The organism is Psychrobacter sp. H8-1 (assembly GCF_904846575.1).
In the GTDB taxonomy this organism is placed as follows: Bacteria; Pseudomonadota; Gammaproteobacteria; order Pseudomonadales; family Moraxellaceae; genus Psychrobacter; species Psychrobacter fulvigenes.
In genome coordinates this window covers 93134-110171 of the sequence record NZ_CAJHBG010000001.1, presented here as the reverse complement: position 1 = coordinate 110171, position 17038 = coordinate 93134, and the positions used below count along the sequence as shown (strand labels likewise).

11 protein-coding genes, 2 tRNA genes, 3 rRNA genes and 1 pseudogene are annotated in these 17038 nt (G+C 45.2%); 3 read left to right on the top strand and 14 right to left on the bottom strand.

The window, feature by feature from the left end:
• Positions 1 to 43: 43 nt before the first annotated feature.
• From JMY01_RS00510 to JMY01_RS00465, 11 genes and pseudogenes are all read right to left on the bottom strand, one after another.
• Positions 44 to 1096 carry a 5'-nucleotidase gene (locus JMY01_RS00510; protein ID WP_201573380.1) on the bottom strand — a complete coding sequence of 351 codons (1053 nt, stop codon included), beginning with the start codon at positions 1094 to 1096 and terminating at the stop codon, positions 44 to 46.
• Between the two features lie 560 nt (positions 1097 to 1656).
• Positions 1657 to 2949, bottom strand: coding sequence for a TRAP transporter large permease (locus JMY01_RS00505; RefSeq protein WP_201573378.1), 1293 nt, complete (start codon positions 2947 to 2949; stop codon positions 1657 to 1659).
• Positions 2946 to 3068: a hypothetical protein gene (locus JMY01_RS14215; protein WP_265089827.1), complete on the bottom strand. Its 123-nt coding sequence runs from the start codon at positions 3066 to 3068 to the stop codon at positions 2946 to 2948. The genes JMY01_RS00505 and JMY01_RS14215 overlap by 4 nt, the downstream gene beginning before the upstream one ends.
• Before the next feature lie 55 nt (positions 3069 to 3123).
• Complete coding sequence (locus JMY01_RS00500) at positions 3124 to 3474, bottom strand: hypothetical protein (RefSeq protein WP_227677606.1); 351 nt, start codon at positions 3472 to 3474, stop codon at positions 3124 to 3126.
• 21 nt (positions 3475 to 3495) lie between these two features.
• Entirely contained in the window at positions 3496 to 4566 is a 1071-nt protein-coding gene (locus tag JMY01_RS00495) for a TRAP transporter substrate-binding protein (RefSeq protein ID WP_201573376.1), read from the bottom strand.
• A gap of 294 nt (positions 4567 to 4860) precedes the next feature.
• Positions 4861 to 4975, bottom strand: a 5S ribosomal RNA gene (rrf, locus tag JMY01_RS00490).
• Between the two features lie 115 nt (positions 4976 to 5090).
• Positions 5091 to 7939: ribosomal RNA gene (locus tag JMY01_RS00485) — 23S ribosomal RNA — on the bottom strand.
• 355 nt (positions 7940 to 8294) lie between these two features.
• Positions 8295 to 8370 (bottom strand) — tRNA-Ala (locus tag JMY01_RS00480).
• 7 nt (positions 8371 to 8377) lie between these two features.
• Positions 8378 to 8454: transfer RNA gene (locus JMY01_RS00475), tRNA-Ile, on the bottom strand.
• Between the two features lie 145 nt (positions 8455 to 8599).
• Positions 8600 to 10133, bottom strand: a 16S ribosomal RNA gene (locus JMY01_RS00470).
• Together the 16S, 23S and 5S rRNA genes with 2 tRNA genes alongside form the textbook arrangement of a ribosomal RNA operon.
• Positions 10134 to 10970: 837 nt before the next feature.
• Positions 10971 to 11599 (bottom strand): annotated as a pseudogene (locus JMY01_RS00465) (DNA glycosylase).
• Between the two features lie 345 nt (positions 11600 to 11944).
• On the opposite strand from JMY01_RS00465, the gene upp reads away from it, so the two are divergent.
• Both upp and JMY01_RS00455 read left to right on the top strand, forming a co-directional pair.
• On the top strand, positions 11945 to 12592 hold the full coding sequence (gene upp / locus JMY01_RS00460; RefSeq protein ID WP_201573374.1) for a uracil phosphoribosyltransferase: 648 nt from the start codon (positions 11945 to 11947) through the stop codon (positions 12590 to 12592).
• A gap of 65 nt (positions 12593 to 12657) precedes the next feature.
• Positions 12658 to 13410, top strand: a complete 753-nt coding sequence (locus JMY01_RS00455; RefSeq protein ID WP_201573372.1) for an SDR family NAD(P)-dependent oxidoreductase — start codon at positions 12658 to 12660, stop codon at positions 13408 to 13410.
• 12 nt (positions 13411 to 13422) lie between these two features.
• On the opposite strand, the gene JMY01_RS00450 is transcribed toward JMY01_RS00455, so the two are convergent.
• Positions 13423 to 14109, bottom strand: a complete 687-nt coding sequence (locus tag JMY01_RS00450) for a hypothetical protein (protein ID WP_227677605.1) — start codon at positions 14107 to 14109, stop codon at positions 13423 to 13425.
• 229 nt (positions 14110 to 14338) lie between these two features.
• Here JMY01_RS00450 and JMY01_RS00445 point away from each other — a divergent pair, with 229 nt between their 5' ends.
• Positions 14339 to 15295, top strand: coding sequence for an alpha/beta fold hydrolase (locus tag JMY01_RS00445; protein WP_201573363.1), 957 nt, complete (start codon positions 14339 to 14341; stop codon positions 15293 to 15295).
• Between the two features lie 74 nt (positions 15296 to 15369).
• Here JMY01_RS00445 and JMY01_RS00440 read toward each other — a convergent pair whose 3' ends face one another.
• Both JMY01_RS00440 and tyrS read right to left on the bottom strand, forming a co-directional pair.
• Positions 15370 to 15600, bottom strand: coding sequence for a DUF1653 domain-containing protein (locus JMY01_RS00440; protein ID WP_201573361.1), 231 nt, complete (start codon positions 15598 to 15600; stop codon positions 15370 to 15372).
• A gap of 96 nt (positions 15601 to 15696) precedes the next feature.
• Positions 15697 to 16908, bottom strand: coding sequence for a tyrosine--tRNA ligase (tyrS, locus tag JMY01_RS00435; protein WP_201573359.1), 1212 nt, complete (start codon positions 16906 to 16908; stop codon positions 15697 to 15699).
• Positions 16909 to 17038 lie beyond the last annotated feature (130 nt).

Here is a 17038-nt window from a genome sequence, read left to right as displayed (position 1 = left end):
TTTTCCTCTGATTATTCTCATGCTCATTCTATTCAGTCTTATATTAATGGTTTATAGAAAAAACAGGCTGTTGTATGGGTGTAAAAGAGAGAGTAGAAACTTCTTCGTCAACGGTCAGATAACGATTGTCATGCAATAAAGAGTTAGAGTGATAAGGCACTAACGCAGTGGGTACAAAACTACGCGCGGCATCGATATGTTTGATCGAGTCATCAAAAAAGATATGTGGGGCAAATGTTTTGAGTACTGCTGTTTTTTCCAGACCTCCCAAGAAAAACGCCATATCCACATCCACACCCCACTCTCTTAGGGTTTTAATCGCACGCAGATCAGCAGGTGCATTACGCGCAGTAACCAAAGCAATCTGTATCGGACTGTGCTGCAATCTTGCTGGCAAACGCTCCTGTAAGTTCGATAGTTTAATGAGCAACTCAGCATAAGGTCCTTTCTCAATTGGCAGATCATGCATCTGTGCTTCACGCGCATGGAAAGCATCTAAGCCCTCTTGCTTATATAAAAGCTCTCCTGAATCATCGAACAATACTGCATCACCATCAAAAGCAATACGCAGCTGTTCAGTGTCAAGCTCATAGGTATTGACAGGGGTAGCATCAAGTATTGCACAGGCACAAATATTGGCATCTGCGACTTGCTGTGCATCTTCGCGATTGGTCGTTAAAAACAAATCAACTTCAAAATCAGCCATATAAGGCGCTACAAGACTACCCGAGATAAAAGCGGAACGGGAAATATTCAGCTTATACTCACGAATAGCATTTAACACCTGAATACCAGTATCAGGACTACTTTTGGAAACAATAACCACTTCAACCAATGGCGCTTCTATGTCTAGCTCTTTATCTGGGCATTCATTACAATATTTATTGAGGTTTAGCAGTGCCTGAATCAAAGGGTAGCCGGCACCGATGGCTAAGGGATCATCCTCGCGCTCTGCCATATAATCACGAAACTCTTTGATAGCGCTATCAGGGCGCTGCTGCAACAGCTGTAATAAATGATTCTCAGATTCTGATAAATCAAATAGCGCGGTTGCAGAAATTGCGACTATTAAGGTATTGCTAAAATCGACTGCCATGACTATCTCTACTTATAGATTTGTATATAATCAATCTATCTTAAAAAAATACAGTGCTACTGGGATGAATTTTGTGCAGCACCGAACAATGGCGAAGTCGCCCAGTAAGTAAGGATAACTTATACCCGTAGCACTCCATAATGGTTGTACCTTTTTATTTAAAATTCACTATATATGGAGTTTTTTGTGAGTTATTTGGTGGTGTTCTAAAAAGTATGCTAGCGATAGAAGTCAATAAGAAATCTATGCTAAGTTCTCTGATTCTATAGGGCTTTAAAGGCTTCAAAAATTGTTCAAGTTTTAATCAGCATACTTTTTGACACACCACCAGTTATTTTACTACATTCACTATCCTTTATAATAAGGAGTGTAATTATAATAACGTAATGAGAGAAAGTAGCAAGATAAGCTCTTGTCAAAAGAATGCCTTATGAGATTGGATAATTCTTATTTTAGATCGCTGACTAAGTAATCAATCGCTTAATTAACTTTTTAAGCTTGCACAAAAAAAGCCATGTCATCACAACATGGCTCTCATTAAACAACACCAGCAATCAACCCTACGCCCCAAGCAGTCCTAATGAAATCACCGGGAAAGCCAATAGGATAGCAAGCCTAACAAAGTCAGAGACAATAAAGGGCGCCACCCCCTTAAACATATCTGACAGCTTGATATGCGGTGCCACCGCCTTAATCACAAAGATATTCATCCCCATCGGCGGCGTAATCAGTCCAAGCTCTACCGTAAGTACCGCAATGATACCAAACCAGATCGGATCAAAGCCCAATGCTAGGATGATGGGGAACACCACCGGAATGGTGATCACCAGCATCGCCAAGGCGTCCATAAACAGACCGAGCAAGAAGTACATCAGCAAGATAGCAAGCAGAACGATCATCGGACTGACGGCCAGTCCTCCAATCCAGGTGGCTAACGAATAAGACAGACGCGAGACTGAGATGAAATATCCTAAGGCTTCTGCACCCAGTAGCATAAAGAACACCACGGCAGACAGTGCTAAGGTTTCAATCAGTGACTGTTTCAATCCTTTTAGGCGCATGCCTTTGGCGGCGGCATAAGCCCATGAGGCAAAGGCGCCGACTGCTGCGCCTTCGGTTGGGGTAAACAAACCAAAGAAGATACCGGCAATGATGACGACGAAGATAAAGCCAAAGGGGATGAGTCCGGTTAGGGACAGCAGTTTGTCTTTCCAGGGTGTCTTCTCGCCGCGCGGGGCGAGATGCGGTTTCCAGCGTACCATGATCATGACGGTCAATGAGTACATGACCATGCCAAGGATGCCTGGTAGGAAGCCGGCGATGAACATGTCACCGACTGACTGTTCGGTTAGGATGGCGTAGACCAGTAAGGCGATGCTGGGCGGAATCATGATGCCAAGGGTGCCACCAGCGGCTAAGATGCCACAGGCAAAGCCGGGTTGGTAGCCGTATTTCTCCATTTGCGGTAAGGCGACACGGGTCATGGTTGAGGCGGTGGCAAGGGAGGAGCCTGAGATGGAGGCAAAGATGCCTGAGGAGCCAATGCCTGCAATACCTAGGCTGCCTCTGACGCCACCAAAGATGGTGCGGGTGGATTCAAAGAGTTTGCCTGCCATGCCTGAGTGGGTGGCAAAGACGCCCATTAAGATGAATAGTGGGATGGCACTGAAGTCATACTTTGCTAAGACGTCGACTGGGAGGTCTTTGAGCATTTGTAGGGCCCCGTCTGGGGAGGTGACGGCGCCAAAGCCGACGAGGCCAACGCCGAGCATGGCAAGGGCGACGGGTACTCTGACGACGACCAGTATGATCATGACGATTAAGCCGATGGCTCCGATAATTTCTGGGCTCATGCGCCTGCCTCCTCGGCGTCAAAGAATTCGCCTGTTTTAAAGATGTTGATGGATTCGATCAATGAGCGGATGGCTAGTAGTAGGCTGAGTACTGCGCTGAGCACGTAGATGGGCATCATGGAGATTCTAAGGTCTTGGGTGACTTTGCCAAATTCTATGGCGTCTAGGGCGCTTTCATATAGTCCCCAGGTGAAGACGAGTCCGATAAGGAAGAAGCCCATCATGAAGACGCCCATCATGGTAGCCTTTGAGGGCTTTGGACATTTTTTGGGTGAAGACGTCGACGATGATTTGTGAGCGTTCAACAAAAGCGGCAAAGGCGGCCAGTAGGGCGAAGAGCATGAAGTAGGAGACGATCTCGACGCTGCCTTTGACGGTGAAGCCCATTTCTCCGCCGGTGAGTTTGAAGATGTAGCGGGCGCCGACGTCAAGGATGGTGACGAGGACGATGATCACTAGGCTGATGCCGCCGATAAGTTGGCACAGCCTGGAGATGAGGGTGCTGAGTTTGACCAAGTATGCCATGTTGACATTGCCTCTGATTAATTAGATTGCACAAGCAGCACTAGCAGCCTTGGCTTTTTCGTAGACACCATCAGCATCTAAACCTAGAGCATTGACATCATCAAGATACTTTTGTGTCCCTTCCAATAACGGGCCTTTCCAATCAGGATCGTTTAATGGATCTGGGATGTCAATCATCTCATCGCCATTATCTCTAGCAGCTTGTATAGCTATATCATCATGCTTATCAAACATTTCTCCAGTCTGATTGGCCATTGCCATACCTGAATTATCATCAATGACTTTTTTTAGGTCATCTGATAGTCCATCATAAGTGTTCTTATTCATAGTAACCATAACAGCAGACGTATAGAGCGGCAGATTTGTATGGTACTTAGTGAGCTCGTTGATTTTAAATGTAGTTACTGCTTCCCATGGGAAACTCAAACCATCAACGACGCCACGCTGTAACGAGGTATACATATCGTTGGCAGGTAGACCAACAGGAGATGCACCCATTTTTTCAATAATATCACCTGCTACTGCTGACGGACGACGGATACGCATACCTTTCATATCAGCAGGAGTGCGTATTAGCTTGTCAGTAGTATGCAATGCGCCGGGCCCAACACCATACATAAATAGTAGATGTGTGTCCTCATATTCGCTAGCAATAGTACCGTCTTCGTATAAAGTTTGTAATATACAACCCATTTGAACAGCTGAATTGGATAAGCCTGGAAGCTCTGTAATTTGAGTCAAAGGAAAACGACCAGCTGTATAGCCCTGAACTTGAGATCCGATATCGATAGTACCTTTAGCAGTAGCTTCATACGTGACATCAGCTTTAGCAAGACCAGCTGATGGATATAGCTCAACTTTTAGACGACCACCAGATTCATCCTCTATCTTTTTCGCCCAAGGCTCAAAAATTTCTTTGCTGATGTTAGACGTTGCAGGCCAAAAGTGTGAAAAGCGTAGAGTAGTCGTTTCTTGTGAGGCAGCTGAGGTAGTGGTGGCGGTATCATCGCTACTGGTATCAGACTGATTAGAACATCCCAGTAAGCTAACTGCGGCTAGAGCGCCAATAGAAAAGAGAGGGGCAAATCTCATTATCAATTCCTTTTGATAAGTAATAATAAAAGTGGTCATTCACTTTGTTAATTATTTACAACAATTTACTTAACTATGACAGAAATAGGTATCAGTTGTAAACTAAAAAATCATCAAGTAAAAATATCAACTATAACGATAGAAGTCAAATCATTTTATAAATGAATTATACATGACTTTAGTAATCTATCGACTATCATGTTAAATTTATCAAAATAATCATATTAAATTATAATCCCGCGCATAAAAAAAGCCCCCTGTACACAAGTACAGGGGGCTTCATCTAAAATAGAGAGCTGACGATGACCTACTCTCACATGGCCGGAGCCACACTACCATCGGCGCAACGATGTTTCACTTCTGAGTTCGGGAAGGGATCAGGTGGTGCCATCGTGCTATTGTCGTCAGCAAAGGGGTTAGATATGAGTCTGTTGTTTTATGTGACTTATCACACTACTTGACTGAATCAAGCAATAGGTGATATCGAAATAATTAGACTTGTATACAAACCACTTGGGTGTTGTATGGTCAAGCCAAACGAGCAATTAGTACAGGTTAGCTACACGCATCGCTGCGCTTCCACACCCTGCCTATCAACGTCCTAGTCTTGAACGGCTCTTTAGGGAAATCTTATCTTGAGGTAGGCTTCCCGCTTAGATGCTTTCAGCGGTTATCCCATCCGAACGTAGCTACCGGGCAATGCCATTGGCATGACAACGAACACCAGTGGTTCGTCCACTCTGGTCCTCTCGTACTAGGAGCAGCTCCTCTCAAATTTCCAACGCCCACGGTAGATAGGGACCGAACTGTCTCACGACGTTCTAAACCCAGCTCGCGTACCTCTTTAAATGGCGAACAGCCATACCCTTAGGACCTCTTTCAGCCCTAGGATGAGATGAGCCGACATCGAGGTGCCAAACACCGCCGTCGATATGAACTCTTGGGCGGTATCAGCCTGTTATCCCCAGAGTACCTTTTATCCGTTGAGCGATGGCCCTTCCATACAGAACCACCGGATCACTAAGACCTACTTTCGTACCTGCTCGACTTGTGGGTCTCGCAGTTAAGCGCGCTTTTGCCTTTATACTCTATGAACGATTTCCGACCGTTCTGAGCGCACCTTCGTACTCCTCCGTTACTCTTTAGGAGGAGACCGCCCCAGTCAAACTACCCACCATACATTGTCCTCGGTACTGTTATACCTGAGTTAGAACCCCGACATGACCAGGGTGGTATTTCAAGATTGGCTCCACAAACACTAGCGTGTCTCTTCAAAGCCTCCCACCTATCCTGCACAAGTCAGGTCAAAGTTCAATGTAAAGCTGTAGTAAAGGTTCACGGGGTCTTTCCGTCTAGCCGCGGGTACACAGCATCTTCACTGCGATTTCGATTTCACTGAGTCTCTGCTGGAGACAGCGCTGCCATCATTATGTCATTCGTGCAGGTCGGAACTTACCCGACAAGGAATTTCGCTACCTTAGGACCGTTATAGTTACGGCCGCCGTTTACTGGGGGCTCGATCAAGAGCTTCGCTTACGCTAACCCCATCAATTAACCTTCCAGCACCGGGCAGACATCACACCCTATACGTCCACTTTCGTGTTTGCAGAGTGCTGTGTTTTTAATAAACAGTTGCAGCAGCCTGGTATCTGCGACTGCCAATAGCTTACGGAGCAAGTCCTTCACCATCAGCAGCGTACCTTCTCCCGAAGTTACGGTACCATTTTGCCTAGTTCCTTCAGCAGAGTTCTCTCAAGCGCCTTGGTATTCTCTACCTGATCACCTGTGTCGGTTTAGGGTACGATTCGTTTATGACTATCGCTTAGAAGCTTTTCCTGGAAGCATGGTATTTGCCACTTCGCTGTACAAGTACAGCTTGCTATCAGATCTCGGTATGAAATAGCCCGGATTTACCTAAGCTATAAACCTACATCCTTCCACCTGGACAACCATCGCCAGGCTGGCATAACCTTCTCCGTCCCTCCATCGCATCATAAACAAGTATCGGAATATTAACCGATTTCCCATCGACTACGCCTTTCGGCCTCGCCTTAGGGGTCGACTCACCCAGCCCCGATTAACGTTGGACTGGAACCCTTGATCTTCCGGCGTGCGAGCTTTTCACTCGCATTATCGTTACTCACGTCAGCATTCGCTCTTGTGATACCTCCAGCATGCCTTACGACACACCTTCACAGGCTTACACAACGCTCCCCTACCACTTGAAAACAAATTCAAATCCGCAGCTTCGGCTCCTAGTTTGAGCCCCGTTACATCTTCCGCGCGGGCCGACTCGACTAGTGAGCTATTACGCTTTCTTTAAAGGATGGCTCTTCTAAGCCAACCTCCTAGCTGTCTATGCCTTCCCACCTCGTTTCCCACTTAACTAGGAATTTGGGGCCTTAGCTGGCGGTCTGGGTTGTTTCCCTCTCCACAATGGACGTTAGCACCCACTGTGTGTCTCCCGGATATCACTCATCGGTATTCGGAGTTTGCATCGGTTTGGTAAGTCGGTATGACCCCCTAGCCGAAACAGTGCTCTACCCCCAATGGTGTTCGTCCGAGGCGCTACCTAAATAGCTTTCGGGGAGAACCAGCTATCACCGAGTTTGATTAGCCTTTCACCCCTATCCACAAGTCATCCCCTGGCTTTTCAACGACAGTGGGTTCGGTCCTCCGGTGCCTGTTACGGCACTTTCAACCTGCTCATGGATAGATCACTCGGTTTCGGGTCTATACCCTGCAACTAGACGCCCTATTAAGACTCGGTTTCCCTACGGCTCCCTAAATGGTTAACCTTGCTACAGAATATAAGTCGCTGACCCATTATACAAAAGGTACGCGGTCACCACGCAAGGTGGCTCCCACTGCTTGTACGCACACGGTTTCAGGTTCTATTTCACTCCCCTCACAGGGGTTCTTTTCGCCTTTCCCTCACGGTACTGGTTCACTATCGGTCAGTCAGGAGTATTTAGCCTTGGAGGATGGTCCCCCATCTTCAAACAGGATTTCTCGTGCCCCGCTCTACTTAATATGTTAACGCTAATGTTTCGAATACAGGACTATCACCTACTATGGTCAGCTTTCCCACGCTGTTCTTCTACATTAGCATTAATCGGCTTCTCCCCGTTCGCTCGCCGCTACTAGGGGAATCTCAATTGATGTCTCTTCCTAAGGGTACTGAGATGTTTCACTTCCCCTCGTTCGCTTCTTGTACAAGTACAAGATACCTACCTTATGGTGTGGGTTTCCCCATTCAGAAATCTCCGGATCACAGGATATTGCCGCCTCCCCGAAGCTTATCGCAGGCTGTCACGTCTTTCATCGCCTCTGACTGCCAAGGCATCCACCATGTGCGCTTAATTACTTGACCATACAACCCCAAGTAGTCTTACTCTTAAAGAGTTTGATTACTAAGTGTTGTCTGTCGTAATTATAACGATATCACCTATGTTTACGCTTGATTCAGTTCTCTTTACTTTTTTAATAACTCACTACTGGGATAACAACTGATGTCGTTAAGTAGTGAGTTATTAAGGTTAATGACGACACGTGAACATGTCATCACTAACCCAGACTCATATCTATGTTTTTAAATAGTCTCTGTGCTCTCGTCGAGTCACAGATTCTGTATAAAACAGAAAGAAGTAATCAATGCCATCTTGGCTGAATCACTTGTTTCTATTTATACGTATTTAAATATTCTATCTAAAGCATGTCGTTTATAGTGGTGGAGCCAAACGGAGTCGAACCGTTGACCTCCTGCGTGCAAGGCAGGCGCTCTACCAACTGAGCTATGGCCCCATATATATGGTGGGTCTAAGTGGACTTGAACCACTGACCCCCGCGTTATCAACACGGTGCTCTAACCAGCTGAGCTACAGACCCTGAGCGAGGATACCATCAAAGCACTGCTTTGATCCGAGCGCAAGAGTAATTTGCTTAAAGGCAAATTGCTAAAAGCCCTGTATCTTCTTAATAAACTAAACTAAAGAACAACTTGTTGTGAATTCTTGCTGACCGAATGCGTCTATAAGGAGGTGATCCAGCCGCAGGTTCCCCTACGGCTACCTTGTTACGACTTCACCCCAGTCATCAACCACACCGTGGTGATCGCCTTCCTAAAAGGTTAGGCTAACCACTTCTGGTGCAATCAACTCCCATGGTGTGACGGGCGGTGTGTACAAGGCCCGGGAACGTATTCACCGCGGCATTCTGATCCGCGATTACTAGCGATTCCTACTTCATGGAGTCGGTTGCAGACTCCAATCCGGACTACGATAGGCTTTAAAAGATTCGCATCACATCGCTGTGTAGCTGCCCTCTGTACCTACCATTGTAGCACGTGTGTAGCCCTGGTCGTAAGGGCCATGATGACTTGACGTCGTCCCCGCCTTCCTCCAGTTTGTCACTGGCAGTATCCCTAGAGTTCCCGGCTTAACCCGCTGGTAACTAAGGAAAGGGGTTGCGCTCGTTGCGGGACTTAACCCAACATCTCACGACACGAGCTGACGACAGCCATGCAGCACCTGTATTCTAATTCCCGAAGGCACTCCCGCATCTCTGCAGGATTCTAGATATGTCAAGACCAGGTAAGGTTCTTCGCGTTGCATCGAATTAAACCACATGCTCCACCGCTTGTGCGGGCCCCCGTCAATTCATTTGAGTTTTAACCTTGCGGCCGTACTCCCCAGGCGGTCTACTTATTGCGTTAGCTGCGTCACTAAGTCCTCAAGGGACCCAACGACTAGTAGACATCGTTTACGGCGTGGACTACCAGGGTATCTAATCCTGTTTGCTACCCACGCTTTCGAGCCTCAGTGTCAGTATGATGCCAGGAAGCTGCCTTCGCCATCGGTATTCCTCCAGATCTCTACGCATTTCACCGCTACACCTGGAATTCTACCCTCTCACCTACTCTAGCTCAACAGTATCAGATGCAGTTCCCAGGTTAAGCCCGGGGATTTCACATCTGACTTATCAAGCCACCTACGCTCGCTTTACGCCCAGTAATTCCGATTAACGCTTGCACCCTCTGTATTACCGCGGCTGCTGGCACAGAGTTAGCCGGTGCTTATTCTGCAGCTAATGTCATCGTCTAGGGGTATTAACCCTAGAGTCTTCTTCACTGCTTAAAGTGCTTTACAACCAAAAGGCCTTCTTCACACACGCGGCATGGCTGGATCAGGGTTGCCCCCATTGTCCAATATTCCCCACTGCTGCCTCCCGTAGGAGTCCGGGCCGTGTCTCAGTCCCGGTGTGGCTGATCATCCTCTCAGACCAGCTACAGATCGTCGCCATGGTAGGCCTTTACCCCACCATCTAGCTAATCCGACTTAGGCTCATCTAATAGCGAGAGCAGTAAACTGCCCCCTTTCTCCCGTAGGTCGTATGCGGTATTAATTCGAGTTTCCCGAGCTATCCCCCACTACTAGGTAGATTCCTAAGTATTACTCACCCGTCCGCCGCTCGTCAGCGAGAAGAAGTTTCTCCTGTTACCGCTCGACTTGCATGTGTTAAGCCTGCCGCCAGCGTTCAATCTGAGCCATGATCAAACTCTTCAGTTTAATCTTGCTTGAAGTCTTCACTATAAATAGTAAGATGACTCCTAATCTTGGCTCATTCTTTTCTGGCTCGTCGCTCTAAATTATGTTCGTAATGAATTAACTTTGAGTTTTCTTGCTTTAAAGAATGATAATTTTTATAGTTATAAGTCCCCAGATAAACGAGGCCTCACAACTTTATTTTTTAGCATTCTGTGTCAGCAAAAATCCACACAAGTTGTTCTTTAGTTATGCTTTTAAATAGTGCTTATCTCTGTCGTCCAGTAGATAAGTGTTCTGTATAAAATATCTGACCAATTGTTACTTAGACAATACGTCTTTTCTTGATTGGCGAGCCGACTATCATATCACAATGGATTGGGTTGTCAAGCTGTTATTTTATTTAACTTCAACAGGTTAGACGGTTATAAGCTCTCGCTTCTAGCACTGCCTTGTCCTGATGAGCTGCGTATTATAGACGCTTTAATTCTTAAGTCAAGGGATAATTTTATTTAGTTTGAAGGTTTTTATCCAGCTACCTAGGTAGTTCAGATAAAACTGCAAACTATCAGCTGATTGGTTAATAGCTACGCTATTATTTATTAATAAGTGGTAATCCACTCCAATCTGCCTTCCCTTTCGACTGGAACGCATTATACTCGGTTTTAATAGGGGGTCAAGGGGGTTTGGGAGATGTTTTTACTATTCTCTAATAAGTCGTTTAATACTACATAGTTATCAATCAGTTAGCATTGAAAATAATTTTGCCTTAGTACGAATGTTATTCTATTAATCAATATCGCTTCTTTTTTCTGTATAGCATTCTTCTTATATACCCTATATATGACATATATGACTACTTTATAGCTTACCTATTTTCTCAAAGAAAGCTTTGTAGGCAGCTACCTTCTTATCTAAGGCTAATGGATAAGCACGTGAGGTAGAAGGCAACCTATATAAGGTTAAATTATTAACTTCAGCTGTTTGATTATTGTCATTCTTCCATTGGTAGAGGTAGTCGATCTCTGGTTGGTCTTGGGGTAACGTGATTTGGGGGTTGGGGTTGGAAGCAAGTTAAGCAATACTTCTGTTGCTTTACCGCCCGTGGTAAACAAGGTATTGACCTTGGGCACTTGTGCAAAGATATCATCTAAGTCTACTGGCGTTACCACAGTTAAGTTTTTATCAGAAGCGTTACCCGTCTCACGAATGGCTTGCCTGACCGTTGGACATGAGGCTATGCCACGCTCAAATAAAAAATTACGAATCTGTTCAGGATCAAAGCGCTTCTCATCGCCTACTCTGAAGTAATCGGCATCATCAAAAAATACCTTGCCATAAATACGCCACATATCATTATAAAAGTTCGGATAGTGAAAGCGCATCGCCCATTTATCAGCGGTCGGTGGAAACGTTCCCATCATCATAACGGTAGCATCTGACGGTAAGACAGGCTCGAATGGATGCGTTTCTACTTCTGTGGCTGCTATATTTGACGATACTAAATCGTTAACAGTCTTATTTGTGCCATTTTGAGCATGTGATGGTCGTGTGGTCATAAGATTCTCCATCAGAAAAGTGGTTTTTTTGCTATCATAGCAGGCCTAAACACTGCTTAGCATTCAATAACAGCATCTAACTGGCTTAAACAGCCGCACAATATATGAATAAACTTTAATTACCGTTATAACATATATCATCGTAACCTTTTTTATTAAGACAGTTATGAAAGCGTTAAGCTCAACTTATTAGCCCGACTACGTTATGACACTCCATATCCCAATAGCAAACGCAGCGAATGCGTAAGCCATAGACCAAAAACCAAGAGAATATTTATGAGCGACTTAAAAATCACTGTAATCGACCATCCGTTAGTCCGTCATAAGCTCAGCCTCATGCGCGAAAAAGACTGTAGTACGTATAAATTTCGTACACTAACCAAAGAGCTTGCGCGCTTGATGGCCTATGAAGCAAGCCGTGATTTTGAAATTGAAACCTTTCCAATGGAAGGCTGGTGCGGTGAGATAACAGGTGAGCAAATCATCGGTAAGACGGCAACGATTGTACCTATCTTACGCGCTGGAATTGGCATGCTAGATGGTGTACTCGATTTGATTCCTACTGCAAAAATCTCTGTAGTGGGCTTGCAGCGTGATGAAGAAACCTTACAGCCCGTTCCCTTCTTTGAAAAGTTTGTCAGCCACATGGATAAACGCCCTGCGCTTATCGTCGATCCAATGCTGGCGACTGGTGGTTCGATGGTTGCCACTATTGATATGTTGAAAAGAAATGGTTGTAAGAGTATCAAGGCACTCGTATTGGTTGCCGCTCCCGAAGGCGTACGTTTGGTCAATGAAGCGCATCCTGACGTGACCATTTATACTGCTGCGCTAGACAGCCACTTGGATGAGCACGGTTATATCATCCCAGGTCTTGGCGATGCGGGTGATAAAATCTTCGGTAAGCAATTGTTCAATAAATAAGCTGAGATAAACAGTCGCCATAACCATCATGAACAAGTACGCAGCATCAATGATAAGGATATAAAATGAACGTATTGATTACAGGGGCAAGTGCTGGTTTCGGTAAAGCGTTGGCAGAGCGTTTGGTCGCAGGCGGTCATCGGGTGATTGGCTGTGCCAGACGTCTCGATAAGCTCAATGCATTAGCAGATACATTAGGTGAGTCGTTTTTACCTGTGGTAATGGATGTCAGTGATACGGCCTCTATCCCGCAAATCATTGCTGACTTACCTGATGGCTTTGATAAAATCGACGTGTTGGTAAACAATGCAGGGCTGGCACTGGGTACAGAGCCAGCTCATGAGGCCAATCTCGATGATTGGATGCGTATGATTGATACCAATGTTAAAGGCCTCATGGCGCTGACCCATGCGGTCTTGCCGGCGATGGTAACACGCGACAGTGGCTATATCATTAATGTTGGTTCGATTGCAGGTAGCTGGCCATACTATGGCGGTAATGTGTACGGTGCCACCAAAGCCTTTGTAAAACAATTTAGTTTGAATCTACGAGCTGACTTACTTGGTACACAAGTGCGAGTCACCAATCTTGAGCCAGGTAACGTTGCAGGCACTGAGTTTTCAAACGTCCGCTATCATGGTGATGAAGATAAAGCAGCTAAGGTTTATGATGGCTTTAAAACCATGACTGGAGAAGATATTGGCGATATCTTACTGTGGTTAATTGAGTCGCCTGCTCATATTAACGTTAACCGCTTAGAAGTCATGCCAGTCGCACAAACCTATAATGGCCTAACGATTGCTAAGCAGAATCAGTAAGCAATTAATCTACTAACGTAGTTCATAATATCTAAGCAGGGCAGCTGTATCTGTGTTTATATCTATCGATGCGCATACCCTGCTTGTTTCTAACATCTCTTTTTCTACTGTTTTTTCATCAACCAAACGCAAACCCTTAAAATCCAAAATCAACACTTCATTACGAGTGCGCTCACTGGTGCGCTTGTTATGACGCAACGCAAATCCCACTACTTGCCTACTGGCGACCTTTATCTGATTGAGCACTATCTGCTGATTGTTTACTGTCATTCTTTGACTGAGGTTCTGCGCATTGATGACGGCGGTGGCAGGATTGAGCGTGGTCGTTAACAGCTTTTCTTGCCGAGCATTTTTGGGGATATTACCTGCGACAAACAATATCTGCTCTAATGGCAAAAACTGCGCATGACGCATCAATTCGCGGCGGAACAACGCTGGCATATCGACATTAAAACTGTCTTCCGTTTGCCGATAGAAGGCGGCAAAGTTTCGCTGCAGATAGCGACCAAACACCGAAAAATTAATCCATTCTTGATAAACGTCATTTGCCAATAACTGCTTGGTAAAAGCATTGGCATCTGGGGTAACACTCCCCGTCAACAGTGCCATTAATAATGACTGCGGACTACCAAACGTCTGCTGCTGCCAAGTCTGCGGATAAAGACTGTTATCAAGTGCTGGTAGCGTTTGTGTGCTCATCAATCAATATCCTTATCATTTTTTATTATCCCTATTTATAGCAGCCTTAGTCTTCCATATCTATAGTCCTTCACATTTATAAAGCTATTATGCTATGGTTAATTTGATTTCGTGAATATACTTCAATATAGCAGTCTTTTATGAGCGTCATAACAGTATTTATTGCTACATTTGTTGCTACGCTACTCAATATCAAGATAGATTAATAACCTCAAAACGGCATTGTTGCATGAAAAAAAACTTACTCACCTTACCGACAAAGTACCAGTTACAGACGATGAATATCGCTGTTACTGACGGGGTGACGCTGCCTGTGTCCGTTATCGGTCGTGGTAAACCTGTGCTGATGCTGCATGCCTATGGTATGGACGCGCGTGAATTTTTGCCATTTATCCTATCATTAACTGGCGAATATACGTTTTATCTGCCGCATTTGCGAGGTTTCGGGGAAGCAAAATCTATTGACCTCACTCAGTTTGATTTTGTGCGCCAATATGCTGATGATATAAGCGTCGTTATTGAGAAGGTTTGCCTATTACACACTGTTCCATCCATCCCTGTTGCGGCTATCTCGATGGGCGCGCAAGTCATGTGGGCATATTTTGAACGTTACGGTACAGTGAAAGTCAGTCGCTATTTAAATATCGACCAAAACCCTGCCATTCATAATCAATCTGATTGGCAAGGTGGCTTATTTGGCGAGAGACAGCAAGAGGTATTTGAGGTGTTTCACAATGTGGTCGATATGACGCTACCCTATGCCAAGGTCGATAGCTTTACGCACCTGCCGTTTGCTCTTAAACGTCACGTAACGGATGTCGAACGTCAGTTTTCCTTGATGTCTGTCAGCCGTCCACGCTCAAAGGCAATCGTTCAGGTTTTAACGCATCAAAATGATCATAAGCTGGTATTTTATGACCACAGTATTTGGCAGCATAAGATGCGCTGCTTACAGGCGTATTTAGCATTGCCCTATGACTTTCGAGCAACGATAGAGAAAGTCACTATTCCTGTGGTCAATCTCATCGGTGGTCGCTCCAAACTTTACGATGTAAAATGGCAGAAAAAAATCACCCACATGTTACCCAATGCTACCGAAATCGTGTTACCACGTTCAGGTCATGCGGTACCGATGGATGAGCCAATTGGGTTTTATAAAGTTTTGAAAAGATTCTTTCAGGGGTAGTTTTAATAGCTGCAAAAAAGCGACCTTAAAAGTCGCTGTTTATTGGGGTAATAAGTTTTAAAGATTTCCCGTCATCAGTCCGTGAGCGCTTTAATCAGCTCAAATCTAGGTACTTCTTTACCCTCTACTATGACCGTCTCAGTAAACATCTCAAGCGGTCGTACCCACACGCCATACTCACCGTAGAGACAGCGATAAACCACTAGTGACTCTTCGGTTTCTGAATGCTGAGCCGTGTGCAAAACTTGGTAAAGGTTGCCTTTGTAATGGCGGTAGATGCCTTGCGGGATATTGTTTTCTGTCATCTTAACGTCCTAGTATATAGATCAAATTATCTTAACAAAAAATAAGGCCGACCATCGATGTCGACCTTACTATTGCTTCCTACTTCCCACAATCTGTTAAGCCACCGTCACTCTAGCATACCCCTTCTTGCCTGCTTGGATGACCGCTGTCTGACCTGAGGTTAGGCTAAAGCCAGCATCGACTGTTTCGCCATCCACTTTTACCGCGCCACGTTTTACCATATCTTTGGCGGCTGAGTTGTTTTTGGCCAGCTCTGCTTGGTTGAGGATTTGAGTGATAAATAGCGCCTCTTGACCTTCTAGATCTAACATGACTTCTGGTAAATCGACTGGCAACTCACCATCAGCAAGCACGTTACCCGCTGATTTGTGCGCATTAACCGCAGCATCGGCATCGTGGAAACGCTCGATTAACTCTTCGGCAAGAATACGTTTGATTTCTTGTGGATTGCGACCACCTTCCATCTCTGTCATTAACGCTTCGACTTCTTCCATCGGCTTAAAGCTTAAAAACTCAAAGTAACGACGAATTAAGGTGTCTGGCATCGACAGCAGCTTTTGGTACATGGTACCTGGCGCGTCATAAATGCCGACGTAGTTGCCGAGTGACTTAGACATTTTATTGACGCCGTCTAACCCTTCTAAGATCGGCACCGTAATACAAACTTGCGGCTCCTGACCATAACGACCTTGCAAGGTACGTCCCATCAAGATGTTAAAGGTTTGATCGGTACCACCAAGCTCGACGTCGGCTTTGAGCGCAATAGAATCGTAGCCTTGTACCAATGGGTATAAAAACTCATGGATGGCAATGGGCGTCTGCGCCGCATAACGTTTGGCAAAATCATCACGCTCAAGCATACGTGAGACGGTCAACTGGCTACCAAGCTGAATCATATCAGCGGCTGACATGTCTTTGAACCATTCAGAATTAAAGACGATGCGGGTTTTTTCTTTATCTAAAATCTTAAAAACTTGCTCAGCATAAGTTTGAGCATTGATTTTGATCTGCTCATCGGTCAATGGTGGACGCGTAGAACTCTTACCCGAGGGGTCACCAATCTTGGCCGTATAATCACCGATTAGAAAATAAATCTCATGGCCCAAATCTTGAAAATGCTTAAGCTTATTAATCAATACCGTATGACCTAAATGCAGATCAGGCGCGGTAGGATCGAAGCCTGCCTTAATACGCAGCGGACGGTTTAGCTTGAGCTTAGCGATTAAATCCTTTTCAGATAAAATTTCTTGTGTACCGCGCTGGATAAGGGCAAGTTGCTCTTCTAGGGTGTGGGTTTGATTGGTCATGATGCTCTCTATTTATGGTCTTTATTTGGGGTTTTATTTATAACTTCTACTGGTAACTTCTTATGACTTCTACGGACTATTAACGCCTGACAAAGTTTAGAACCTCGTAGGCCAACAAAAAATGTTAGAA